General features: G+C 74.7%; 22 protein-coding genes. 21 read left to right on the forward strand and 1 reads right to left on the reverse strand.

What is annotated here, in order from left to right:
- Positions 1–1,020: an AAA family ATPase gene (locus ACFC2L_RS11635; RefSeq protein ID WP_375824464.1), complete on the reverse strand. Its 1,020-nt coding sequence runs from the start codon at positions 1,018–1,020 to the stop codon at positions 1–3.
- A 360-nt stretch (positions 1,021–1,380) separates the two neighbouring features.
- Between ACFC2L_RS11635 and mraZ the strand changes: the two genes are divergently transcribed.
- The 21 genes from mraZ to ACFC2L_RS11740 all read left to right on the forward strand — a co-directional run bounded on the left by mraZ (position 1,381) and on the right by ACFC2L_RS11740 (position 23,582).
- Complete coding sequence (mraZ, locus tag ACFC2L_RS11640) at positions 1,381–1,815, forward strand: division/cell wall cluster transcriptional repressor MraZ (protein ID WP_031316739.1); 435 nt, start codon at positions 1,381–1,383, stop codon at positions 1,813–1,815.
- A gap of 199 nt (positions 1,816–2,014) precedes the next feature.
- On the forward strand, positions 2,015–3,049 hold the full coding sequence (gene rsmH / locus ACFC2L_RS11645; RefSeq protein WP_375824465.1) for a 16S rRNA (cytosine(1402)-N(4))-methyltransferase RsmH: 1,035 nt from the start codon (positions 2,015–2,017) through the stop codon (positions 3,047–3,049).
- Positions 3,046–3,489 carry a hypothetical protein gene (locus ACFC2L_RS11650; RefSeq protein WP_375824466.1) on the forward strand — a complete coding sequence of 148 codons (444 nt, stop codon included), beginning with the start codon at positions 3,046–3,048 and terminating at the stop codon, positions 3,487–3,489. The genes rsmH and ACFC2L_RS11650 overlap by 4 nt, the downstream gene beginning before the upstream one ends.
- Positions 3,486–5,492, forward strand: a complete 2,007-nt coding sequence (locus ACFC2L_RS11655; protein ID WP_375824467.1) for a peptidoglycan D,D-transpeptidase FtsI family protein — start codon at positions 3,486–3,488, stop codon at positions 5,490–5,492. The genes ACFC2L_RS11650 and ACFC2L_RS11655 overlap by 4 nt, the downstream gene beginning before the upstream one ends.
- Before the next feature lie 148 nt (positions 5,493–5,640).
- Positions 5,641–7,308 (forward strand): UDP-N-acetylmuramoyl-L-alanyl-D-glutamate--2,6-diaminopimelate ligase, encoded by a 1,668-nt coding sequence (locus ACFC2L_RS11660; RefSeq protein ID WP_375824468.1) that lies wholly within the window; start codon positions 5,641–5,643, stop codon positions 7,306–7,308.
- Complete coding sequence (murF, locus tag ACFC2L_RS11665) at positions 7,305–8,753, forward strand: UDP-N-acetylmuramoyl-tripeptide--D-alanyl-D-alanine ligase (protein ID WP_375824469.1); 1,449 nt, start codon at positions 7,305–7,307, stop codon at positions 8,751–8,753. The genes ACFC2L_RS11660 and murF overlap by 4 nt, the downstream gene beginning before the upstream one ends.
- The gene (gene mraY / locus ACFC2L_RS11670) at positions 8,750–9,832 is read left to right on the forward strand and encodes a phospho-N-acetylmuramoyl-pentapeptide-transferase (protein WP_047234006.1); all 1,083 of its coding nucleotides are present in this window, start codon (positions 8,750–8,752) and stop codon (positions 9,830–9,832) included. Before murF ends, mraY begins: the two co-directional genes overlap by 4 nt.
- Positions 9,832–11,280 (forward strand): UDP-N-acetylmuramoyl-L-alanine--D-glutamate ligase, encoded by a 1,449-nt coding sequence (gene murD, locus ACFC2L_RS11675; RefSeq protein WP_375824470.1) that lies wholly within the window; start codon positions 9,832–9,834, stop codon positions 11,278–11,280. The genes mraY and murD overlap by 1 nt, the downstream gene beginning before the upstream one ends.
- Before the next feature lie 186 nt (positions 11,281–11,466).
- Entirely contained in the window at positions 11,467–12,648 is a 1,182-nt protein-coding gene (gene ftsW, locus ACFC2L_RS11680; RefSeq protein ID WP_375824471.1) for a putative lipid II flippase FtsW, read from the forward strand.
- Positions 12,649–12,748: 100 nt separating this feature from the next.
- Positions 12,749–13,903 (forward strand): undecaprenyldiphospho-muramoylpentapeptide beta-N-acetylglucosaminyltransferase, encoded by a 1,155-nt coding sequence (gene murG, locus ACFC2L_RS11685; RefSeq protein WP_375824472.1) that lies wholly within the window; start codon positions 12,749–12,751, stop codon positions 13,901–13,903.
- A complete protein-coding gene (gene murC / locus ACFC2L_RS11690; RefSeq protein ID WP_375824474.1) occupies positions 13,900–15,378 on the forward strand; it encodes a UDP-N-acetylmuramate--L-alanine ligase in 1,479 nt (492 codons plus the stop codon). Before murG ends, murC begins: the two co-directional genes overlap by 4 nt.
- 326 nt (positions 15,379–15,704) lie before the next feature.
- A complete protein-coding gene (locus ACFC2L_RS11695) occupies positions 15,705–16,430 on the forward strand; it encodes a cell division protein FtsQ/DivIB (RefSeq protein ID WP_375824475.1) in 726 nt (241 codons plus the stop codon).
- Positions 16,431–16,591: 161 nt separating this feature from the next.
- A complete protein-coding gene (gene ftsZ / locus ACFC2L_RS11700; protein WP_375824476.1) occupies positions 16,592–17,929 on the forward strand; it encodes a cell division protein FtsZ in 1,338 nt (445 codons plus the stop codon).
- 27 nt (positions 17,930–17,956) lie between these two features.
- Positions 17,957–18,769, forward strand: a complete 813-nt coding sequence (gene pgeF / locus ACFC2L_RS11705) for a peptidoglycan editing factor PgeF (protein ID WP_375824477.1) — start codon at positions 17,957–17,959, stop codon at positions 18,767–18,769.
- A 139-nt stretch (positions 18,770–18,908) separates the two neighbouring features.
- The gene (locus ACFC2L_RS11710; protein WP_047234000.1) at positions 18,909–19,394 is read left to right on the forward strand and encodes a cell division protein SepF; all 486 of its coding nucleotides are present in this window, start codon (positions 18,909–18,911) and stop codon (positions 19,392–19,394) included.
- Positions 19,395–19,551: 157 nt separating this feature from the next.
- Entirely contained in the window at positions 19,552–19,842 is a 291-nt protein-coding gene (locus tag ACFC2L_RS11715; protein ID WP_375824478.1) for a YggT family protein, read from the forward strand.
- Between the two features lie 226 nt (positions 19,843–20,068).
- On the forward strand, positions 20,069–20,737 hold the full coding sequence (locus ACFC2L_RS11720) for a DivIVA domain-containing protein (RefSeq protein ID WP_047233999.1): 669 nt from the start codon (positions 20,069–20,071) through the stop codon (positions 20,735–20,737).
- A 134-nt stretch (positions 20,738–20,871) separates the two neighbouring features.
- The gene (locus ACFC2L_RS11725) at positions 20,872–21,333 is read left to right on the forward strand and encodes a TraR/DksA family transcriptional regulator (protein WP_375824479.1); all 462 of its coding nucleotides are present in this window, start codon (positions 20,872–20,874) and stop codon (positions 21,331–21,333) included.
- Positions 21,334–21,403: 70 nt separating this feature from the next.
- Positions 21,404–22,123 (forward strand): signal peptidase II, encoded by a 720-nt coding sequence (locus tag ACFC2L_RS11730; protein ID WP_375824480.1) that lies wholly within the window; start codon positions 21,404–21,406, stop codon positions 22,121–22,123.
- Positions 22,120–23,052 (forward strand): RluA family pseudouridine synthase, encoded by a 933-nt coding sequence (locus ACFC2L_RS11735; protein WP_375824481.1) that lies wholly within the window; start codon positions 22,120–22,122, stop codon positions 23,050–23,052. Before ACFC2L_RS11730 ends, ACFC2L_RS11735 begins: the two co-directional genes overlap by 4 nt.
- The gene (locus ACFC2L_RS11740) at positions 23,049–23,582 is read left to right on the forward strand and encodes a GNAT family N-acetyltransferase (protein ID WP_375824482.1); all 534 of its coding nucleotides are present in this window, start codon (positions 23,049–23,051) and stop codon (positions 23,580–23,582) included. Before ACFC2L_RS11735 ends, ACFC2L_RS11740 begins: the two co-directional genes overlap by 4 nt.
- The last annotated feature ends 14 nt before the right edge of the window (positions 23,583–23,596 follow it).

Below are 23,596 nucleotides of genomic sequence, written 5' to 3' on the forward strand. Positions count from 1 at the left end.
TCAGCGTCGCTCGGTCGCGTCCAGGGCGGGGATCGGCGTCTGCGCCACGATCGACGCGACGACGGCCTCGGCGTCCTGGCCCGAGAGCCGGGCCTCGGTCGTGATGACGAGGCGGTGCGCGAGCACCGGGACGGCGAGGTACTGGACGTCGTCGGGGAGCACGTGGTCTCGCCCCGCCATGGCCGCGAGGGACTTCGCCGCGCGCAGGAGCTGGAGCGTCGTGCGGGGCGAGGCCCCGAGCCGCAGGCCGGGGTGCTCGCGCGTCGCGGTGACGAGGGCGAGCACGTACCGCTTGACGGCGGTGGACGCGTAGACGGCGCGCGCCACCTCGGCGAACCGCAGGACGGCGGCACCGGTCGTCACGGGGCTGAGGTGCGCCAGCGGGTTGTCCGACTCCTGCCGGTCGAGCATCCGGAGCTCGGCGTCGACGTCGGGGTAGCCGACGGTCAGCCGGGCCATGAAGCGGTCGCGCTGCGCCTCGGGGAGCGGGTAGGTGCCCTCCATCTCGACGGGGTTCTGCGTCGCGACGACGAGGAACGGGCTCGGCAGCGGGTGGGTGGTCCCGTCGACCGTCGTCTGCCCCTCCTCCATGCACTCGAGGAGCGCCGACTGCGTCTTGGGCGAGGCGCGGTTGATCTCGTCGCCGATCACGATGTTGGAGAAGACCGGTCCGGGACGGAACTCGAACTCGTGGTTCGCCGCGCGGTAGATGTTGACGCCGGTGAGGTCGCTCGGCAGGAGGTCCGGCGTGAACTGGATGCGTCCGACCTTGCAGTCGATCGTGCGGGCCAGCGCCTTGGCGAGCGTCGTCTTGCCGACGCCGGGGACGTCCTCGATGAGGAGGTGACCCTGGGCGAGGAGGACGGCGACGGTGACCGTCACGAGGTCCGGGCGGCCCGTGACGACGGACTCGATGCCGGAGCGGATCCGGCCCGTGGTCTCGACCAGCTCGTCGAGACCGGCGAGGGGGCCGCCCCCGGGCTCGTCGGCGGGCGCGACAGGGGCGATGTCGGGGAGCACGGAGACCTCCGTCGTCGGTGGCGCAGGGCCGCGGACCAGGGAGACCGCGGGTGGGAAGAGCCTAGTGGACCGCCGGCCGTGCGCCGAGCGTCGGCGCGAGGGCCGGACGCGCCGCTGCGGCGCCCGCGCGGCGCGGGGTGTGCCGCCGGGACGCCGACGCGACGCGCCATGGGGAGTGGTCCCCTCCACCGCGCTCCACACCGGCTGACCTGCGGAGATCCTGCGAAGGCGGGTGAAAGCCGGTGGATTCACCGAGAGCGGTGGAGGGAAGTGGAGTACCGTGGAGGAGAAGGGAGCAGGAGAGGAGGTGCCTGGTGCATGTCCGGTTTCGTGGACGACGTGCTCGGCGGTTCCTCCGGCCTGCTCCTGGGCACCTTCACGCCACGGCTGGACGACAAGGGGAGGCTCATCCTCCCCGCGAAGTTCCGGTCGCGGCTCGCACCGGGTCTCGTCATGACGCGGGGGCAGGAGCGTTGTCTGTTCCTGCTGCCGATGGACGAGTTCCGGCGCATGTACGACCAGATCCGGCAGGCGCCGGTGACGAGCAAGCAGGCCCGGGACTACCTGCGCGTCTTCCTCTCGGGGGCGAGCGACGAGATCCCGGACAAGCAGGGACGCGTCTCGATCCCCGCGCCCCTGCGGGCGTACGCGGGGCTCGACCGCGACGTCGCCGTGATCGGCGCCGGCACGCGGGTCGAGATCTGGGACGCGCAGGCGTGGGAGACGTATCTCGCGGAGCAGGAGTCGGCGTACTCCGACACCGCCGAGGAGGTGTTCCCGGACCTGCGCTTCTAGGGTCACGCCCCACGGCTCCCGCACGGTGAGGCCTCCTCCCGCCCGGTCTGGCGCACTTCCCCGGCGCCAGAAAGGACGCGGAGGGAGACCTGACCGTACGGGACCGGCCCGGCGAGCGGCACCGCCGGGCGGCGCGGCCACCACCGACCGGCACGGACCACCAGCGACCAGCACCGACCAGCACGGAGAGGAGACGGACATGACGAGCACCCCCGACGACGCCGCCGAGCGGCACGTCCCGGTCCTCCTCCAGCGGTGCGTCGACCTGCTCGCCCCCGCGCTGGCGGAGCCCGGCGCCGTCCTCGTGGACTGCACGCTCGGCATGGGCGGGCACACCGAGGCGGTCCTCGAGCAGGTCCCGACGGCGCGCGTCGTCGGCATCGACCGCGACCCCGAGGCCATCGCCCGCGCGTCGCGGCGCCTGGAGCGCTTCGGCGACCGGTTCCGCGCGGTGCACGCCGTCTACGACGAGATCGGCGACGTCGTGGCCGACGTCGTCGGCGGGCCGGTGCAGGGCGTGCTCATGGACCTCGGGGTGTCGTCGCTGCAGATCGACGAGGCGGACCGCGGGTTCTCCTACGCGCACGACGCGCCGCTCGACATGCGCATGGACCCGACGACCGGCCAGACCGCCGCCGACGTCCTCAACACCTACGACGAGCGCGCGCTCACCCGGATCCTGCGCGACTACGGCGAGGAGCGGTTCGCGCAGCGCGTCGCCCGGGCGATCGTCCGACGCCGCGAGCAGCGCCCGTGGGAGCGCAGCGCCGAGCTCGTCGAGGTCGTCCGCGGGGCGATCCCCGCGGCGACGCGCACGACGGGCGGGAACCCGGCCAAGCGCACCTTCCAGGCGCTGCGGATCGAGGTGAACGGCGAGCTCGAGGTCCTCGAGCGCGCGGTCCCCGCCGCGGTGGACGTGCTCGCCGTCGGGGGGCGCGTCGTCGTCGAGTCGTACCACTCGCTCGAGGACCGGATCGTCAAGCGCGTGCTGGCTGCGGGGGCGACCGTCAGCGCCCCGCCCGGGCTGCCGGTGGTGCCGGAGGACGACCAGCCCTACCTGCGGCTCCTCACCCGGGGCGCCGAGGAGGCCTCCGAGCAGGAGCGGGAGTCCAACCCGCGCTCCGCGTCCGTCCGGCTCCGCGCCGCCGAGCGCACCCGACCCACGCCGCAGCACCGGCGCCCGACGCACCACCAGACCGACCGACCGCACGACCCGGGGGAGAGGACACGATGAGCGCACAGAGGTCGACCGCCGCCCGCCCGCTCCCGCGCACGGCGCGCCCGGCACCGCGCCCGTCGCTCACGGCGCTGCCGGGCGGCGCGTCCGAGCGCGCGCTCCGCTCGCGCCTCGAGCTCGTCCGCGCGCCGCTGCAGGCGCGGTCCAAGATCCCGTTCCTCGTCGTCTGCATGTCGATCCTCGGTGCCGCGCTCCTGTGTGCTCTCCTGGTGAACACGACGATGGCGCGCAACTCCTACGAGATGTCGGAGCTGCGCCGGGAGGTGAGCCGCGTGGCCCAGGACACGCAGAGCCTGCAGGCGCAGGTCGATGCCCGGAAGACCTCGCTGCCGGACACCGCGGCGTCCCTCGGCATGGTTCCCGCCGAGGACCCCGCGATGCTCCGGCTGTCCGACGGCACGGTCGTCGGCGGCGCGCTGGAGGAGGCCGGGCAGTGACGGGCGACGCCGGAGCAGGACGCGACCGCCGGTCGCACCCCGCGGCGAGCACGCAGCGGTCCCGCCCCGCCCCCACGGCCTCCCGGCCCTCGCCGGGAGGCCGCGCTGGTTCCGGCGGGGGTCGGAAGACCGCGGGCACGAGCACCCGCACCGCGGCGTCCGCCCGTGCGTCGAGGACCACCGTCTCGCGGGCGCCGCGGGGCGCGGGGCGCCCGCCCGCCCGCCCCGCGCGGGGGAGCCGCGAGCCGGGGCGCCCCGAGCGGCGCCAGCGCTGGCTCATCGTCGTCGCGGGCGTCATCACGGCGGTCTTCGTGGGCCAGCTCGTGAACGTGCAGGTGCTCCGCGGGCCGGCGCTCGCGGCGGACGCGCGCGCCGACCGCACGCGCAGCTCGACGCTGCTGGCCCACCGTGGCGACATCACCGACGCCGACGGCGTGGTGCTCGCGACGTCCGTGGACCGGTACACGGTCGCGGCGGACCCGAAGACGATCGCCGACTTCACGCCCCGCACCGCGGACCTCGTCGACGGCGAGCCGCTCGAGGAGGGCGGTGCCGTGGGCGTGGCCAAGCTGCTCGCCCCGATCCTCGGGAGGTCCTCCCCGGAGCTCGCCGCGCAGCTCAACGGGACGTCGCGGTACGTCGTCCTGGCCAAGGACGTCACGCCCGAGGTGCAGCGCCAGATCGCCGACCTGCGGCTCTCCGCCTACGTGCGCACCACCATGACGAGCGAGCGGACGTACCCGGCGGGCACCGTCGCGGGCAACCTCGTGGGCTTCGTCAACGAGGAGCAGGCGGGCGGCGGTGGCGTCGAGGCGTCCTACGACGACGTCCTCGCCGGCGTCTCCGGGTCGCGCGAGTGCGAGGCCGGGCTCGGCGGCCAGGTCATCCCGACCGGCCGGTGCGACGTCGTGGACGCGGTGCCCGGGCGGAACGTGCAGCTCACCGTCGCGCGCGACGTGCAGTGGAAGGCGCAGGACTCCGTGGACCGCGCCGTGAGCGAGACCGGCGCGGAGTACGCGATCGCCGTCGTGCAGGACCTCCGCACGGGCGAGATCCTCGCGCTCGCGGACTCCGGCACCGTGAACCCGAACGACCGCACGACGGACGCCGTGGCGCGGCCGAGCCGTGCGGTGTCGAACGTGTTCGACCCCGGGTCGACGGGCAAGGTCGTCACGATGGCCGCCGCGATCGAGGGCGGGTACGCCGACGCCGCGACGCAGTTCGAGGTGCCGTACCTCTACACGACGCCCAACGGCGAGACCTTCCAGGACTCGCACGAACACCCGGTGGAGCGGCTCACGCTCGCCGGCGTGCTCGCGGAGTCGTCGAACACGGGGACCGTCCAGGTCGGGGAGCGGATCCCGAAGCAGGTGCGCTACGACTACCTGCGCAAGTTCGGGTTCGGCGAACTGTCGGGCGTCGGCCTGCCGGGGGAGTCTGCCGGGATCCTCCACCCTGCCGACGCGTGGGACGGACGCACCGAGTACGCCGTGCTCTTCGGCCAGAGCGTGTCGGTGAACGCGATCCAGGCCACGAGCGTCTTCTCCACGATCGCGAACGGGGGCGTCCGCACGACGCCGAGCGTCGTCGCCGGCACGACCGACGAGCGCGGCGCGTTCGTCCCGGCCGAGCGCCCGGCCCCGGTGCGCGTGGTCTCGCAGGAGACGGCGGACACGGTGCTGCACATGATGGAGTCGGTCGTCGAGGAGGGCACGGGCTCCAGCGCCGCGGTGCCCGGCTACCGGGTCGCCGGGAAGACGGGCACGGCGCAGATGGCGGGCTCCGACGGGAGGCTCTCCTCGATCATGGCCTCTTTCATCGGCGTGGCGCCGGCGGACGACCCGCGCTACACCGTGTCGGTGTTCCTCAAGGACCCCCACTCGTCGATCTTCGGCGGCGTCGTCGCGGCGCCCGTGTTCAGCGAGATCATGGGTTTCACGCTCGAGCACGAGGGCGTGCAGCCGAGCACGGAGCCGTACGTGCCGCTCCCGACGACGTGGTGAACCTCACCCCGTCGGTCGGCCTCGCGCAGCGAGCCCGTCGCCCCGCCCGTGACGGTGTCCGTGGAGGTCCGGTGAAGCCTGGTCCGGTGCGGCGGCCGGGGCGGGACGGCTTGCGAGGGTGGCGGTCCCGGCACGGTAGGTTCTACACGTGACATCCCCGATCGACCGCCTTCGTCCTGCCGCGACCACCCGCCGGTCGGTCGAGGACCTGGCAGCACGGTTCGGCCTCGACGTCCGCGCAGGTGACGGGTCCGGAGGGCCGTCCGCACCGGGCGCCGTCGAGGTGTGGGGGGTCGCCTCCGACGACCGCACGGCGGACGCGGGCGACCTCTTCGTCGCCCTCCCGGGTGCCCGCGCGCACGGGGCGCGCTTCGCTCCCGCCGCCGTCGCGCGCGGGGCGCACGCCGTCCTCACGGACGAGCAAGGCGCGGCGTCGGTGGCCGAGGCGGACCTGGGCGTCCCGGTGCTCGTCGCCGCGGACCCGCGCGCGCTGCTCGGCCCCGTCGCCGCGTGGGTCTACGGCAGCCCGGCGCAGGACCTCACGACGTTCGGCGTGACGGGGACGAACGGCAAGACCACCACCACGTACCTCGTCGACCACGCGCTGCGCGCGCTCGGCTGGAAGGGCGGCCTCATCGGCACGGTGGAGATGCGGTCGGGAGACCGCGTCCTGCCGAGCTGCCTCACGACGCCCGAGGCGGCCGACCTGCAGGCGCTGCTCGCGGCGATGCGCGAGGACACCGTGCGCACCCTCGCGATGGAGGTCTCCTCGCACGCGCTCGCGCTGCACCGGGTCGACGGGCTCGTGTTCGACGTCGTCGGCTTCACGAACCTCAGCCAGGACCACCTCGACTTCCACGGCGACCTGCAGGAGTACTTCGAGGCGAAGGCGCTCCTGTTCACGCCGGAGCACGCCCGCCGCGGCGTCGTCGTCGTCGACGACGCGTGGGGCGAGCGCATGGTCGCGGCGTCCCGCGTCCCGGTCGCGACGCTGCGCGTGAGCCCGCAGGACACGGCGGACGACCAGCCTGCCGCCGACTGGACCGTGCACGACGTCGAGCCGTCGGCGGCGGGGGGCTCCGCGTTCACGCTGCGCCACCGTGACGGGCGGAGCGTGCGCACGACGACGGCCCTGCCCGGTGCGTTCAACGTCGCCAACGCGGCGCTCGCCCTCGCGCTCGTGCTCGAGGCGGGCACGGACCCGCGCGACCTGGAGGCGGCGCTCGAGGCGGCCGGCGGGCTCACCCCGGCGGTCCCGGGTCGCATGGAGCTCGTCTCGCGTCCGCCGCACCGCCCGCGCGTCGTCGTCGACTTCGCCCACAACCCGGACGCGCTCGCGCTCGCGCTCGACGCGCTGCGCCCGACGACGCCCGGTCGCCTGGTCGTCGTGTTCGGCGCCACGGGTGACCGCGACCGCGGAAAGCGGCCCACGATGGGCGGCGTCGCGGTCGAGGGGGCCGACGTCGTCGTCGTGACGGACGACGACCCGCACGGCGAGGACCCCGCCGCGATCCGGGCCGAGGTACTCCCGGGCGCGCACGCCGCGCGCGAGGCGGCGGCCGCCGCGCCCGAGCCGCGCGACGTCGTGGTGCTCGAGGTCGCGCCGCGCGCACGGGCGATCCGCGAGGCGATCGCCGCCGCGGGCCCCGACGACACGGTGCTCGTCGCGGGCCGCGGTCACGAGGTGTGGCAGGAGATCGCCGGCGTCGACCACCCCCTGGACGACCGTGTCGAGGCGCGTGCCGCGCTCGAGGAGCGGGCCGCGGCCGGCGCACCCCACGGAACCCCCGACGACCTGAAGGAGCACCACGCATGATCGAGCTCACTGCGGCGCAGGTGGCCGCAGCGACCGGCGGACGGCTGTCCGCCGACCCGGAGGTGCGGGTCGGGGGGCCCGTCGTCGTCGACTCGCGCCGGGTCGGGCCCGGGTCGCTCTTCGTCGCGCTGCCCGGCGAGCACGTCGACGGCCACGACTACGCGGCCGGGGCCGTCGCCGCCGGCGCGACCCTGGTCCTCGCGGCCCGCGAGCTCGACGTGCCGTGCGTCGTCGTCGACGACGTCCAGACCGCCCTCGGCGAGCTCGCCCGGCACGTGCTCGCGACGCTGCGCGAGCGTGGCGACCTGCGCGTCGTCGCGGTGACCGGCTCGGTGGGCAAGACCACGACCAAGGACCTGCTGGGGCAGCTCCTGCGGCCCGAGGGCGAGACGGTCGTGCCGCGGGGCTCGTTCAACAACGAGATCGGGCTCCCCCTCACCGTGCTCGAGGCGGACGCGTCGACGCGGTTCCTCGTGCTGGAGATGGGGGCGAGCGGCGTCGGCCACCTCACCTACCTGACGCGCATCGCGCCGCCCGACGTCTCGGTGGTCCTCGTCGTGGGCAGCGCCCACCTCGGGGAGTTCGGCGGGATCGAGGCCGTGGCGCGCGCGAAGGCGGAGATCGTCACGGGCCTGGCCCCGGACGGGGTCGCGGTGCTCAACGCCGACGACCTCAGGGTCGCCGCCATGGCCGACGCCGCCCCGGGCGACGTCGTCACGTTCGGCACGATCCCCGCGTCCGACGTGCGCGCCGAGGACCTCGGGATCGACCGGACCGGCCGTGCGTCCTTCACGCTGCGCGTCCGTCCGGGAGCTGCCGGGGACGCGCGGCCGACCGAGGAGACGCACGCGCGCGTGACCCTCGGCCTGGTGGGGGAGCACCACGTGACGAACGCCCTCGCGGCCGCGACGGCGGCGCTGCGCCTCGGTGTCGCGCTGCCGGACGTCGCCGCGCGGCTGTCCGACGCGCGCGCGCTGAGCCCGCACCGGATGCAGGTCACCGAGCGTCCCGACGGCGTGACGGTGATCGACGACTCGTACAACGCCAACCCCGACTCGATGCGGGCGGCGCTCAAGGCGCTGGCCGTCATGGCGGGACGCGACCGGCGATCCGTCGCGGTGCTCGGCGAGATGCTCGAGCTCGGCGAGGACTCGCGCGTCGCTCACGACGACATCGGCCGGCTCGTGGTCCGATTGAACGTCAAGCTGCTCGTCGTGGTCGGCGAGGGTGCCGGCGGGATCCACGACGGTGCGACCCAGGAGGGTTCGTGGGGCGACGAGACGCGGTTCGTCCCCGACGTGGAGGCGGCGTCCGCGCTGCTGCGCGACGAGCTGCGGGAAGGGGACGTCGTGCTCGTGAAGGCCTCGAACGGGTCCGGGCTGTGGCGGCTCGGCGACGAGCTGGCCGCGGCCGGCGCGGACACGTCCGGAGGTGACGGCGCATGATCGCGATCATCGTCGCGGCGGGCGTCTCCCTGCTCGTCGCCCTCTTCGGGACGCCGCTGTTCATCCGGTTCCTCGTCCACCGCAACTACGGGCAGTTCGTCCGCCAGGACGGTCCGACGGCGCACTTCACCAAGCGCGGGACGCCCACCATGGGCGGGGTCGTGATCATCGGGGCGACGCTGCTCGGCTGGGCGATGTCGTACGTCGTCTCCGGGCGGTTCCCGAGCGTGTCCTCGCTGCTCGTGCTCTTCCTCATGACCGGGCTCGGGATCGTCGGGTTCCTCGACGACTTCACGAAGATCCGCAAGCAGCGCAGCCTCGGCCTCACGGCGCGCGCCAAGATCATCGGCCAGGGGGCCGTCGGCATCGCGTTCGCGGTGCTCGCCCTGCAGTTCCCCAACGAGCACGGCCGGACGCCCGCGTCGACGCGCATCTCCTTCCTGCGCGACACGAACCTCGACCTCGCGTTCGCGGGCGCGACGGTCGGGCTGATCCTGTTCGTGATCTGGGCGAACTTCCTCATCACGGCGTGGTCGAACGCGGTGAACCTGACGGACGGCCTCGACGGCCTCGCGACGGGCGTGTCGCTCATCGTGTTCGGCTCGTACGTGCTCGTGGGGATCTGGCAGCTCAACCAGACGTGCCAGCGCCTCGCCTCGGCGGGTCCCAGCTGCTACGAGACGCGAGACCCGCAGGACCTCGCGATCGTCGCCGCGGCGATCGTCGGCGCGTGCTTCGGCTTCCTGTGGTGGAACGCGAGCCCGGCGAAGATCTTCATGGGCGACACCGGCTCGCTCGCCCTCGGCGGCGCGCTCGCCGGCCTGTCGATCCTCACGCGGACCGAGTTCCTCGCGCTCATCATCGGCGGCCTCTTCGTCATCATCGTCCTCTCCGACGTCATCCAGATCGGCTTCTTCAAGATGACCGGTCGGCGCGTGTTCAAGATGGCCCCGCTGCACCACCACTTCGAGCTGTCGGGCTGGGGCGAGGTCACCATCGTGATCCGCTTCTGGCTCATCGCCGGGCTGTTCGCCGCGCTGGGCATCGGGATCTTCTACGCCGAGTGGGTGGTCGGCTAGTGGCACGCGACCGTCACGACCTCGCGGTCCCGCTCGACGCGGCGCGCGTGGTCGTCGCCGGCCTCGGCGTCTCGGGCCGGGCGGCCGCCGCCGCCCTCGCGACCCGGGCCGCCGCCGTCGTCACGCTCGACGACCGCGCCGAGGACGCCGACCTGCGCGCCGCCGACGACGTCGACCTCGCGGCGACCGACCTCGTCGTCGTCTCGCCGGGCTGGCCGCCGAGCCACCCGCTCCTCGTGGCCGCGGCCGAGCGGGGCGTGCCGGTGTGGAGCGAGGTCGAGCTCGCCTGGCGCCTGCGCGTCGACGGTCCGTCCGGGCGCCCGGCGCCCTGGCTCGCCGTGACCGGGACGAACGGCAAGACGACGACCGTCGAGATGCTCGAGACGATCCTGCGGACCGCCGGGCTGCGCGCGGCGGCAGTGGGCAACGTCGGCACGCCGGTGGTCGAGGCGGCGGGCGACCCCACGCTCGACGTGCTCGCCGTGGAGCTCTCGAGCTTCCAGCTCCACTTCACGCACACGACGTCACCCGAGGCGGGTGCCGTGCTCAACGTGGCCCCCGACCACCTCGACTGGCACGGCGGGATCGACGCGTACGCGGCGGACAAGGGCCGGGTCTTCGAGGACGCGCAGGTGGCGTGCGTGTACAACGCCGCGGACCCGCGCACCGAGGCGCTGGTGCGCGAGGCCGACGTGGTCGAGGGCGCGCGCGCCGTCGGCTTCACGCTCGGCGCCCCGACGCGCGGCCAGCTCGGCGTCATCGAGGACGTGCTCGTGGACCGCGCGTTCCACGCGCCCGCGGACGCGCCCGACCGGCACACGCACGCGGCCGAGCTCGCCACGCTGGGCGACCTCGCGCACCTGGCCGGGGCCGACGGCGTCGTGCCCGCGCACGTCGTCGCGAACGCGCTCGCCGCGGCCGCCCTCGCCCGGGCACACGGCGTCCCGGCCGTCGCCGTGCGCGACGGCCTGCGCGCGTTCCGCACGGGCTCGCACCGCATCGAGCAGGTCGCGTCGGTCGACGGCGTCGCGTACGTCGACGACTCCAAGGCGACCAACGCGCACGCCGCCTCCGCGTCGCTCGCGTCGTTCGCGCCCGGGACCGTCGTGTGGGTCGCGGGCGGCCTCGCCAAGGGCGCCTCGTTCGACGAGCTCGTCGCCGCGCGCGCCGACCGGCTGCGGGCCGTGGTCCTCATCGGCGTGGACGCGGAGCCGTTCGCGGGCGCGCTCGCCCGACACGCGCCCGATATCCCGGTCGTGCGGGTCGATCCTGGCGACACTGGGACCGTGATGCCCCGCGCCGTCGACTCCGCCCGCCGCCTCGCGCAGGCCGGCGACACGGTGCTGCTCGCCCCGGCCGGCGCGTCGATGGACCAGTTCCGCTCGTACGCGGCGCGCGGCGACGCGTTCGCCGACGCGGCGCGCGCGCTGCGCCCCGACCACGGGTAGGCCGGCCCGGCCATGACACAGACCGCGAACGGACGAGGGGCGCCGTCGACGCGCACGACCCCTCGCACGGGCGCGGGTCGGAAGTCGGCACGGGGCCGGGCGAAGCCGCCGACCGGTCGTGGGACGCGCCCCCGCACGACCGCCGCCCCGACCGAGCGGCCCTGGCTCGGGCAGTGGAACAGCACCGTGACGAGCTACTACCTCCTGGTCGGGGCGACCGCGTTGCTGACGATCATCGGGCTCGTCATGGTGTTCTCGAGCTCGGCCGTCACGGAGATCGCCGCGGGCAAGTCCCCGTTCAACGCGTTCGCCAAGCAGGCGCAGTTCGTCCTCATCGGGCTTCCGGTGCTCCTGATCGCGACGCGGATCCCGGTCGCGTGGTACCGGCGCCTCGCCTGGCCTGCGCTGGTCGCGGCGGTGGCGCTACAGCTCCTCATCTTCACGCCGCTCGCGAAGAACGTGAACGGCAACACGAACTGGATCGACCTGGGCGCCTTCGACGTGCAGCCGTCGGAGGTCGCCAAGCTCGCCCTCGCGCTGTGGCTCGGCGCGGTGCTCGGGCGCAAGCAGCGGCTGCTCGGGCAGTGGCGCCACGTGCTCGTCCCCGCGGTGCCGGTCGCCGTGGTGGTGATCGGGCTCGTCCTGGCGGGACACGACCTGGGCACGGCCCTCGTGCTCATGGCGCTCGTCGCCGGCGCGTTTTTCGTCTCGGGCGCCGACGGCCGGTTGCTCGCGCTCGGTGCCGGTATCGCCGCGTTCGTCGTGGGCTACGTCTTCATCCTCAACCAGTCGGGCGGCGACCGGCTGGGGCGCATCATGGCCACCTACCGTGAGTGCACGGACACGCTCGGCGAGTGCTACCAGTCCCTGCACGGGCAGTGGGCGCTGGGCACCGGCGGCCTCACGGGCGTCGGCCTCGGGGCGAGCCGCGAGAAGTGGAGCTACCTGCCCGAGGCGCACAACGACTTCATCTTCGCCGTGATCGGCGAGGAGCTGGGCCTCTTCGGCACGCTCCTCGTCCTCGGCCTGTTCGTGATCGTCGGCGTCGCGACGAGCCGGATCATCCGGCGGCACCCGGACCCGTTCGTGAAGATCACGACCGCCGCGATCGCGTGCTGGATCGTCGGGCAGGCCTTCATCAACATCGGCGTCGTGATCGGACTGCTCCCCGTGATCGGCGTCCCGCTGCCGCTCGTCTCCGCGGGCGGCTCCGCGCTCATCATGACCATGGCCGCGCTCGGCGTGCTCATCTCCTTCGCCCGCACCGAGCCCGGCGCGGCGGAGGCGCTGGCGGCGCGGGGGAGCGTCGTGCGGCGCTCGCTCGCGGTCGTCGGCCGGGCGGCGCGGCCCCGGCGCCGGGCGCGATGATCCCCGGTCCCGGGACCGGGCGACGCCCGGCTCCGGCGGCCCACAGCATCAGACCACAGCCAGGACGCGGCACCCGCCGCAAGGAAGGACGACGAGGTACGTGACGACGATCGGTTCGGTGGTGCTCGCAGGCGGCGGGACGGCGGGGCACGTGAACCCGCTCCTGGCAGTGGCGGACGAGCTGCGGGCGCGTGAGCCCGGCGTGGTGGTGACCGCGCTCGGGGTCGCGGGCGGACTGGAGGACGACCTCGTCCCCGCGCGCGGCTACCCGCTGCGGCACGTGCCGCGCGTCCCGCTCCCGCGGCGTCCGAGCGCCGAGTGGGTGAACCTCCCGGGGCGGCTCAAGTCGGCGGTCGACGCGGCGGGCGCCGTGATCGACGAGACGGACGCACGCGTCGTCGTGGGCTTCGGCGGCTACGTCTCGACCCCCGCCTACCTCGCCGCGCGCCGTCGTGACGTCCCGGTGGTGATCCACGAGCAGAACGCGCGCCCCGGGCTCGCCAACCGGCTCGGTGCCCGGTGGGCCGCGCGCGTCGGCGTGACGTTCGAGGGCACGCCGCTCAAGGGCGGCGTGGTGACCGGCCTGCCGCTGCGCCGCGAGATCCAGGACCTCGTGGCCGCCCGCGCGGCCGACGCGATGGCCGTGCGTGCGGACGCCGCGGCGCGGCTCGGGCTCGACCCGGGCCGGCGCACGCTCGTCGTCACGGGCGGGTCGCTCGGGGCGCAGAGCCTCAACGAGGCGGTCTCCGGGGCGGCCGACGCGCTCCTCGGCGCGGGTGCGCAGGTGCTCCACCTGACGGGCAAGGGGAAGGACGCCGCCGTCCGCGACGCGGCCGCGGCCGCCGTCGCGTCGCGCCCCGGCGCGCGGTACGACGTGCGCGAGTACCTCGCCGAGATGCAGCTCGCGCTCGCCGTCGCGGACCTGGTCGTGTGCCGCGCGGGCGCCGGGACGGTGGGCGAGCTCGCGGCGCTGGGCGTCCCCGCCGTGTACGTCCCCCTGCCGATCGGCAACGGCGAGCAGCGGCTCAACGCGGGCCCAGTGGTCGCCGCGGGCGGCGGCCTGCTCGTCGACGACGCGCAGCTCGACGCGGCCTGGGTCGCGCGCGAGGTCCCGGCGCTGCTCGGCGATCCGGGGCGCCTCGACGCGATGGCGAGCGCGGCGGCCGGTGCGGGGGTGCGCGACGGCGCAGCGCGCGTCGCCGACCTCGTCGCGGAGGCGGTCGCCGCCGCCGGCCGGACCGGGACGCGCTCGTGACGGCGCACGGCGCCGCCGGCCCGGTCCCGCTCGAGGAGCTGGGGACCGTCCACCTCGTCGGGGTCGGGGGTGCGGGCATGTCGGTGATCGCCCGGCTCCTCGCCGCCCACGGCGTCCGGGTCCAGGGCTCGGACGCGCGCGAGAGCGAGACGCTCGCCGCGCTCCGGGCCGACGGCGTGCGGGTCTGGGCGGGCCACGACGCCGCCCACGTCGCGGGCGCCGACACCGTGGTGGTCTCGAGCGCGGTCCGCGAGTCGAACCCGGAGCTCTCCGCCGCGCGTGCCGCGGGGCTGCGCGTGCTGCACCGCTCGCAGGCGCTCGCGTCGCTCATGGTGCGCGGCCGCTCGGTCGCGGTCGCCGGCGCGCACGGCAAGACGACGACGTCCGCGATGATCGCGACGGTCCTGCGCGGCGCGGGCCTCGACCCGTCGTTCGCGATCGGCGGCACGGTGCTCACCGCCGACGGTCCCGTCGCCGGGGGCCACCTCGGGTCCGACGTCCTCGTGGCCGAGGCCGACGAGTCCGACGGCTCGTTCCTCAACTACGCGCCCGACGTCGCGGTCGTGACGAACGTGGAGCCGGACCACCTCGACCACTACGGGTCGCGCGCGGCGTTCGAGCAGGCGTTCGTCGACTTCGCGGCGCGGATCGCACCGGGCGGGACGCTCGTCGCGTGCGCGGACGACGCCGGGGCGCGGGCGCTCGCGGCGGCCCACGCCGAGGGCGGGGGCGTGGTCGTCACCTACGGCGCGGCCGCGGACGTCGACGTGCGCGTGTCGGACGTGCGCCCGACCGTCGACGACGGGCGCGCGGGGGTGCGGGCGTCGCTCGCGGGTGCTGTCGGGGGCGCCACGCTCGACGGGCTCGAGCTGGGGCTGCGCGTGCCGGGCCACCACAACGCGCTGAACGCCACGGCGGCGGTCGTGACGGCGGTCGTGCTCGGCGTGGAGCCGGCGACGGCGGTCGCCGCGGCGCACGGCTTCCTCGGCACGGGACGCCGGTTCGAGGCGCGCGGCGAGGTGGGCGGGGTGCGGGTCGTCGACGACTACGCGCACCACCCGACGGAGGTCGCGGCGCTGCTGGCCGCCGCGCGGCCGGTCGCCGCGGGTGGCCGGGTCCTCGTGCTCTTCCAGCCGCACCTCTACTCGCGCACCGCGACGTTCGCGCGCGAGTTCGCGCAGGCGCTGGGGGCCGCGGACGAGGTCGTGGTCACCGGGATCTACGCGGCGCGGGAGGATCCGGACCCGGCCGTGGGACCACGCACGATCACGGACCTGATGGACGCTCCCGGCGTGGTGGTGGCGGCCGTCGAGGACCGGGTCGAGGCCGCGCGCCGCGTCGCGGACGCCGCGCGGCCGGGGGACCTCGTCCTCACGGTTGGAGCCGGCGACGTGACGGAGCTGGGTGCGGTGGTCCTCGCGCGGATCGCCGAGCGGACCGCCGGCGCCGGGGCTCCCGGAGGGGGCGCGGCCTGATGCGCCCGCCGCCCCGGCCCCGACCCGCCGCACCCCGACCGGACCGGTCGGGGGCGGGAGAGCGCGCGGCGCGGCCCGCGGCCCCGGCACGGTCGGGGACGCCGAAGCCGGTCACCCGGGCGCCGGCCGAGGAGACGCCCACCCGGCCCGTCCGCCGCGTGACCTCCTCCGGTCGCGAGCTCGTGCCGTCGACCACCGAGCGACCCCGGGCGGGCGGGCCCGCGACGGGACCGCAGAGCGTCCGAGGGCGGCCGCGGGGTTCCGCGCGGACGCCGACCGCCCCGCGCGGGACGCCGACGGCGCCGGTCGGCGTGGTGTCGCACGGGATGACCGAGCGGCTGGCCGAGCGCGACGCGATGCGCCGGCACCGGGTGCGCACCCGCGTGCTGGGGTGGGTCTCGGGCGCTCTCGTGGTGGCCGCGCTCGTGTGGCTCGCGTTCTTCTCCTCGGTGCTCGGGCTCGACCCGGAGGACGTGACGATCTCGGGGGAGGGCACGGTGATCGACCCGGCCCAGGTCGAGGCCGTGGTCGCGGAGTCCGCCGGGGTGCCGCTGCCGCGGCTCGACACCGTCGCCCTGCGCGAGCGGGTCCTGGCGCTCAACGGCGTCCGCGACGTCGAGATCCGCCGCGCCTGGCCGGCAGGGCTGACCGTGCGGCTCGAGTCGCGCGAGCCCGTGGTCGCGGTCCCGGTGGACGGTGGGTTCGCGCTGCTCGACGCGGACGGCGTGCAGGTGCGGACGGACCCCGCCGTCCCCGACGGCCTGCCGGAGATCGACGCCCCGCTCGATGACCGAGGGGCCAAGGCGCTCGACGCGGCGCTCGTGCTCCTCAACGCGCTGCCGGCCGACCTCCACGCGCAGGTCGCCGAGGTCTCGGCCCCGACGCGGGACGCCGTCCGGATGACCCTGCGCGACGGCGTCGTGGTGGAGTGGGGGAGCGCGGAGGAGGCGGCGCTCAAGGTCCGCGTCCTGCAGACGCTGCGGGCGGTGCCGGAGAACGCGGGCGTGACGCTCTACGACGTCTCGGCACCCACGATGCCGGTGACGCGGTGACCCGCACGGTGGCGTCCCGACCGGGGATCGCCGACACGCGCGAGGCGGTCGTTGATGATGGGCACGTCGACACCTACGGTCGACCCATGAACGACCTGACATAACTATAACCCTCTAGTTGAGGGTGAAGGTTCAGGGCTGACCGATCGAGAGGCATTGACGTGGCAACTCCGCAGAACTACCTAGCAGTGATCAAGGTGGTCGGCATCGGCGGTGGGGGCGTGAACGCCGTCAACCGGATGATCGAGGTCGGCCTCAAGGGCGTCGAGTTCATCGCCATCAACACGGACGCGCAGGCGCTCCTCATGTCGGACGCCGACGTCAAGCTCGACGTCGGCCGCGAGCTGACGCGCGGCCTCGGCGCCGGCGCGGACCCCGAGGTCGGCAAGAAGGCCGCCGAGGACCACGCCGAGGAGATCGAGGACGTGCTGCGCGGCGCGGACATGGTCTTCGTCACCGCGGGCGAGGGCGGCGGCACCGGCACGGGCGGCGCGCCCGTCGTCGCGCGGATCGCTCGCTCGCTCGGTGCGCTCACCGTCGGCGTCGTGACCCGGCCGTTCACGTTCGAGGGTCGTCGCCGCTCCGTCCAGGCGGACCAGGGCATCGAGAACCTCCGCAACGAGGTCGACACCCTCATCGTCATCCCCAACGACCGCCTCCTGTCGATGTCCGACCGCAACGTCAGCGCGCTCCAGGCGTTCCACCAGGCCGACCAGGTGCTGCTCTCCGGTGTGCAGGGCATCACGGACCTCATCACGACGCCCGGCCTCATCAACCTCGACTTCGCCGACGTGAAGTCGGTCATGCAGGGGGCGGGCAGCGCCCTCATGGGCATCGGCAACGCGCGGGGCGACGACCGCGCGGTCCAGGCCGCCGAGATGGCGATCTCGTCGCCGCTCCTGGAGGCCAGCATCGACGGCGCCCACGGCGTGCTCCTGTCGATCCAGGGCGGCTCCGACCTCGGCCTCTTCGAGATCAACGAGGCGGCGCGCCTGGTCCACGAGGCCGCCCACACCGAGGCGAACATCATCTTCGGCGCCGTGATCGACGACGCCCTGGGCGACGAGGTGCGCGTCACCGTCATCGCCGCGGGCTTCGACGGCGGCGCGCCGCAGGTCCGCGGCGACGCCCGCGCGCTCGGCCAGGTGGCCGGGGCGCAGCGCCCGGCGACGAGCGCGATCCCGGTCGTCCCGGCGGCGCGCCCGGTGCCGCCGGCGCCGACGACGGGCGCGCACACGCTGCCCCGCCCGGTGGTGCCGATCCAGCCGGAGGCCGACGACGTGCCCGTCACGCTCGACGGCGGCTCGGGCCCGGTCCCCGTCCAGCCGACGGCCGCCCCGACGTTCACGGTGGTCGGCTCGGGCGACGCGGCGAACCAGAACGCCGACGCGGTGCCGGGCGGCCAGAACGCGGGCGTCGAGGTGCCGCCGCGGATCTTCGACGAGGAGCCCGCGCGCCGCAAGGTCGAGGAGCTCGACGTCCCCGACTTCCTCAAGTGACCCGGTGCTGACCCAGGACCGGGCCCGATGAGCACCCGACCTGCGTCCGACGGGAGGGGCGGCGTCTTCGACGCCACCCCTCCCGTCGTGCTCGAGGTGGACCTCGGTCCCGGCGTGCGTGCCGGGTTCACGACGCGCACGGGCGGAGTCTCGCCGGCGCCGTGGGACTCGCTCAACCTCGGCCTGAACGTGACCGACGACGCGTCGCGCGTCCGGAGCAACCGTGCCCGCGCCGCCGCGTGGCTCGGTGCGCCGGTCGCCTTCTCCTCCCAGGTGCACGGCACGGACGTCGTGCGGCTGGGCTCCCCGCCCCGGGACGCGGACGGCGCGCCCGTCGACTCCGTGGGCGAGGCCGACGCGATGGTCGCGACCGCACCGGGCACGGGGCTCGGCGTGCTCGTGGCCGACTGCGTGCCCGTGCTCCTCGCGGACGCCGACGCGGGTGTCGTCGGGGTCGCCCACGCCGGACGGCGCGGGCTCGCGCACGGCGTCGTCCCGGCGGTCCTCGAGGCGATGCGCGCCGCGGGGGCGCGGGTCGGGGACGTCCGGGCCGCCGTCGGGCCGAGCGCGTGCGGCCGGTGCTACGAGGTCCCCGCGACGATGCGCGACGACGTCGCGCTCGCGCGGCCGGCCACGCGGTCCACGACGTCGTGGGGCACCCCCGCGCTCGACCTGCCGGCCGGCGTGGTGACCGACCTCGTCGCCGCGGGGGTCGAGGACGTCGTGCACGTCGACGCGTGCACGATCGAGGACGACCGGTTCTTCTCGCACCGACGCGCGGCGATCGGCGGGACGACGACCGGTCGCTTCGCCGGTCTGGTCACGCTCTCCGGCGCGTGAGGGCCCCGTCCTCGACCTCCGGGTGAGTTGCGGACGCCGGGCGTGTCGTCCCGGGATCGTCCGACGCCCTCGGTTAGCGTGAACGCACCGGTCCGACGGCCGGTGGACCGACGGATCGATCGAGGACGGAGCAAGGCCCATGGCGGGAGCGCTGCGCAAGACCATGCTGTATCTGGGCCTCGCTGATGATCGCGGCGAGGACGAGCAGGACGAGTACGTCGACGAGCTCGACGAGACGGGGGCGGACGTGTCGCACGACTACCAGGCCCAGGTGACGCCGCTGCACCGCGCGCTCGGACCGCGCGAGGTGCCGCAGACGAGCATGTCGGCCGCCGAGCTGCGCCGGATCACGACGGTCCACCCGCGGTCGTACAACGACGCGCGCGTGATCGGGGAGGCGTTCCGAGGAGGGACGCCCGTGATCATGAACCTGTCGGACATGGACGACGCGGACGCGAAGCGCCTGGTCGACTTCTCCGCCGGTCTGATCTTCGGGCTCCACGGCGCGATCGAGCGCGTCACCAACAAGGTGTTCCTCCTCTCGCCCGAGCACGTGGAGATCACCGGCGAGGAGCAGGCCGCGGCGCCGGCTCCGGGGCGCGCCGGGTTCTACAACCAGAGCTGACGACGTGCGGGGCGCGCAGCGCCCGCCGAGCACGCGCCCCGCGCACGGCAGACGGAGGGACGGACGTGCCGACACGTCCGTCCCTCCGCTGCTGTCCGCCTCGCGGCGCGCGTGTCCCGTGCCCGGTCGCGGGACGCGCGTCTGGCACAGTTGACCCGTGATCTGGGACCTCATCACAGGGATCGTCGGATTCCTGCTCTGGCTCTACCTGCTGCTGCTCGTCGGTCGGCTCGTGTTCGACTGGGTGCAGTTCTTCGCGCGCGACTGGCGGCCGCGAGGCGTGATGCTCGTGCTCGCCGAGGTGATCTACTCGGCGACGGACCCGCCGCTGCGCGCGCTGCGCCGTCTCATCCCGCCGCTCTCGCTGGGGCAGGTGCGCCTCGACCTGGCGTTCATCATCCTCTTCTTCGCGGTGACGATCGCGGCGCAGATCGTGTCGTCGCTCTGAGACGCACGTCACGGGCCGCGCCGCGCCGGGACGACCACGACGGTTCGCTACGTCCGGTTCGCCCCGACCGCGACCGTCCCGACGCCACACCGTCACGTCATCCACACGGGCGCGCGGCGCGCGAACGCACGGCCGCTCCCGGCCCCTCCGGGCAATCTCCGCTACTTTGGACTCTGGTGATCGCGAGGTCGCCCGGACCGACACGCAAACGCTATGAGGTGAACCGATGGCACTGCTCACTGCAGAGGACATCCTGAACAAGAAGTTCTCGGCGACGAAGTTCCGCGAGGGGTACGACGTCGAAGAGGTCGACGACTTCTTGGACGAGGTGGTGAGGACCCTCAACTCCGTGCAGGAGGAGAACGAGGACCTCAAGTCGAAGCTCGCTGCCGCGGAGCGTCGTATCGCCGAGCTCAGCCGGGCCGACGCGTCCAGCGCTGCGGTGCAGCCCGCCGTCGTGGAGGCGCCCAAGGCGCCCGAGCCGGAGCCCGCCCCGGTGGCGCCGATCTCGCAGGCCGTCGTCGCGAAGAACGGCGCGGAGCCGGAGTCGGCGACCGGCATGCTCCAGCTCGCCCAGAAGCTGCACGACGACTACGTGCGCTCGGGCCAGGAGGAGGGTGACCGGCTCATCGCGGAGGCGAAGGAGGAGGGCACGCGCATCGTGCGCGAGGCCGAGGAGACCTCGCACCGCACGCTGTCGCAGCTCGAGCAGGAGCGCTCGCTCCTCGAGCGCAAGATCGACGAGCTGCGCATCTTCGAGCGCGACTACCGCACGCGCCTCAAGAGCTACCTGCAGAACCTGCTGGGCGACCTGGACAACCGGGGCAGCGCCCTCCCGCCGCGCAGCAACGTCGGCGGGGCGAGCCGTACGAGCGACCTCGCTCCCGGCATCTAGCACCTGCGTCGACCGTCCGGCAGCGGCCGGTACGCCTCGCACCTGCGTCTTTCCGTCTCGGCGGTCCGGCGTGGTGTGTTGTGCGTACCGGCCGCTGCGTCTACTCTCGCGTGACTCGAACTTGGAGGGGCGACATGACCAAGCTCACCACCGCGGCCCGCACGGCCGTGCGCGACCGATTCCCGAACCTCGCGAAGGACGTCAAGTCCTTCCCCGTGCGCGACGGGGAGGAGCCCTGGACCCTGCGGGAGGCCGAGGAGCTCGCTGCCGAGCTCCTCTCGGAGAAGGAGCGCCTGGAGGGGGAGCTCGCCTCCGCCGACGAGGAGCTCTCGAACCTCCTGCGCCACTCCGGCGACGGCGCCGGCGACGACCAGGCGGACTCCGGCTCGAGCGCCCTGGAGCGCGAGCAGGAGCTGACCCTCGTCAACAACGTGCGCGACCTCCTCGCGCAGACGTCGCACGCCCTCGACCGCATCGCGGCGGGCACCTACGCGACCTGCGAGGAGACCGGGCTGCCGATCGGCAAGGCACGCCTCCAGGCGTTCCCGCGGGCGAACCTCTCGGTCGAGGCGAAGCAGCGCGCCGAGCGGCGCTGAGCGCCGCGCGCCCGACCGGTCGGGCGGGGTCCGCGCGGAGGCCGGTGCCGACGTGGCAGACTTGCCGCCGATGTCCACCTCCGCGCGCCCCGAGCCCACCGACCCCGCCGACGCCGTGACCGACGCAGATCCCGGCACCGAGACCGGTACCGAGCCCGGCGTCGAGACCGGCGCTGAGACCGGCGTGGAGTCCACCGCGTCCGGCGCCGCCGTGACAACCGCCGGCCGCGGTCCGCGGCGCGTGCTCGTGGTCTGGACGGTCGTCCTCGCCGCCCTCGTCCTCGTGCTCGACCAGCTCACCAAGTGGTGGGCCGAGTCGAGCCTGACGCTCGGCGACGACACGATCCCGCTCCTGGGGTCCTTGCTCGGGCTCCGGCTCATCTACAACCCGGGTGCGGCGCTGTCCATCGCGACGGGGATGACCTGGGTCCTGACGATCGTCGTCGTGGCCGTGGTGGTCGTCATCGTGCGCATGGTGAGCCGGATCGGCTCCCGCGCGTGGGCCGTCGCGCTCGGGCTGCTGCTCGGTGGGGCGCTGGGGAACCTCCTGGACCGGTTCTTCCGGGAGCCGGGCTTCGCGCGGGGCCACGTCGTCGACTTCATCGCGTACGCGAACTGGTTCGTCGGCAACGTCGCGGACATCGCGATCGTCGGCGCCGCGGTGATGATCGCGGTGCTGTCGGTCCTCGGGATCGGGCTCGACGGGACGCGCCACGGCGCGGACGAGAAGCCCGAGGCGGACGCGCAGGGCCCGACGACGGCGCGTGCCGACGGCGAGGAGGAGCAGTGAGTCTCCGCGCGCTCCCGGTCCCGGACGGCCTCGCGGGCGAGCGGGTCGACGCCGGGCTGGCGCGGCTCCTGGGGCTCTCCCGCACGCGGGCGGCGGAGCTCGCCGCGGACGGGGCGGTCCGCCTCGACGGCCGGGAGGTCGGCAAGTCCGACCGGCTCGTCCCCGGCGGGTGGCTCGAGGTCGACGTGCCCGACGCCGCGCCGGCGGCCGTGGAGGTCGTCGCCGAGCCGGTGCCGGGCATGGGCATCGTGCACGACGACGACGACGTCGTGGTGGTCGACAAGCCCGTCGGCGTCGCGGCGCACCCCTCGCCGGGATGGACCGGCCCGACCGTCGTCGGCGCCCTCGCCGCCGCGGGGTACCGCATCTCCACGTCGGGCGCGGCGGAGCGCCAGGGCATCGTGCACCGCCTCGACGTCGGGACCTCGGGCCTCATGGTCGTCGCGAAGAGCGAGGTCGCGTACACGGCGCTCAAGCGCGCCTTCAAGGAGCGCACGGTCGAGAAGGTCTACCACGCGCTCGTCCAGGGGCACCCCGAGCCGACCACGGGGACGATCGACGCGCCCATCGGGCGGCACCCCAGCGCCGACTGGAAGTTCGCGGTCACCGCGGAGGGCAAGCCGTCGGTCACGCACTACGAGGTCCAGGAGATGCTGCCCGCCGCGTCGCTCGTCGAGGTGCACCTCGAGACCGGGCGCACGCACCAGATCCGCGTGCACTTCTCGGCGCTGCGCCACCCGTGCGTCGGCGACCTCACCTACGGCGCCGACCCGGTGCTCGCCTCGCGGGTGGCCCTGACGCGGCAGTGGCTCCACGCGGTGCGCCTCGGGTTCGAGCACCCGACGACCGGGCAGTGGCTCGAGCTGACGAGCGAGTACCCGGAGGACCTCGCGCACGCGCTCGAGGTGCTGCGCGGGGCGTACGCGTGAGCGTCGGCGCCGCCGCCGGGGCCGAGAGCGCCGGCACGGCGCGGCTGGTCGTCGAGCGGGTGGTCGACGACGCCGGCCTGGCCGCGGCGCACGCGCTGCGGCTCGCGGTGTTCGTCGACGAGCAGGGCGTGCCCGTCGAGGAGGAGATCGACGACCTCGACACCGCGCCGACGACGACGCACGTCCTCGTGCGCGACCGCGAGCGGGAGGGCGTGGTCGTCTGCACGGGGCGGCTCCTGACCGACCCGGCGCACCCGGGCGAGGTCCACGTCGGCCGGGTCGCGGTGTCCGCGTCCGCGCGCGGCACCGGCGCGGGCGCCGCGGTGATGCGCGCGCTGGAGGAGGTCGCGCTCGCCGAGCACGCGGCGTCAGGCACCGACGGGCGGCGCGTCGTGCGCGTCCTGCTCTCCGCCCAGGTCCAGGCGGTCGGCTTCTACGAGCGGCTCGGATACACGGTCTTCGGCCCCGTCTACCTCGACGCGGGGATCGACCACCGCGACGCCGGGAAGATCCTCGCGACCGACGTCTGAGGCCCGTCCTCCGG

The sequence above is a fragment of the Cellulosimicrobium sp. NPDC055967 genome (assembly GCF_042269845.1).
GTDB lineage: Bacteria > Actinomycetota > Actinomycetes > Actinomycetales > Cellulomonadaceae > Cellulosimicrobium.

What these genes read in the sequence shown, in the direction of transcription:
- ACFC2L_RS11695 (WP_375824475.1), top strand. Translation starts at nt 15,705, where the DNA reads ATGACCGAGCGGCTGGCCGAGCGCGACGCGATGCGCCGGCACCGGGTG.
- ACFC2L_RS11650 (WP_375824466.1), top strand. Translation starts at nt 3,046, where the DNA reads ATGAGCGCACAGAGGTCGACCGCCGCCCGCCCGCTCCCGCGCACGGCG.
- ACFC2L_RS11720 (WP_047233999.1), top strand. Translation starts at nt 20,069, where the DNA reads ATGGCACTGCTCACTGCAGAGGACATCCTGAACAAGAAGTTCTCGGCG.
- ACFC2L_RS11710 (WP_047234000.1), top strand. Translation starts at nt 18,909, where the DNA reads ATGGCGGGAGCGCTGCGCAAGACCATGCTGTATCTGGGCCTCGCTGAT.
- ACFC2L_RS11730 (WP_375824480.1), top strand. Translation starts at nt 21,404, where the DNA reads ATGTCCACCTCCGCGCGCCCCGAGCCCACCGACCCCGCCGACGCCGTG.
- pgeF (WP_375824477.1), top strand. Translation starts at nt 17,957, where the DNA reads ATGAGCACCCGACCTGCGTCCGACGGGAGGGGCGGCGTCTTCGACGCC.
- ACFC2L_RS11725 (WP_375824479.1), top strand. Translation starts at nt 20,872, where the DNA reads ATGACCAAGCTCACCACCGCGGCCCGCACGGCCGTGCGCGACCGATTC.
- murF (WP_375824469.1), top strand. Translation starts at nt 7,305, where the DNA reads ATGATCGAGCTCACTGCGGCGCAGGTGGCCGCAGCGACCGGCGGACGG.
- rsmH (WP_375824465.1), top strand. Translation starts at nt 2,015, where the DNA reads ATGACGAGCACCCCCGACGACGCCGCCGAGCGGCACGTCCCGGTCCTC.
- mraY (WP_047234006.1), top strand. Translation starts at nt 8,750, where the DNA reads ATGATCGCGATCATCGTCGCGGCGGGCGTCTCCCTGCTCGTCGCCCTC.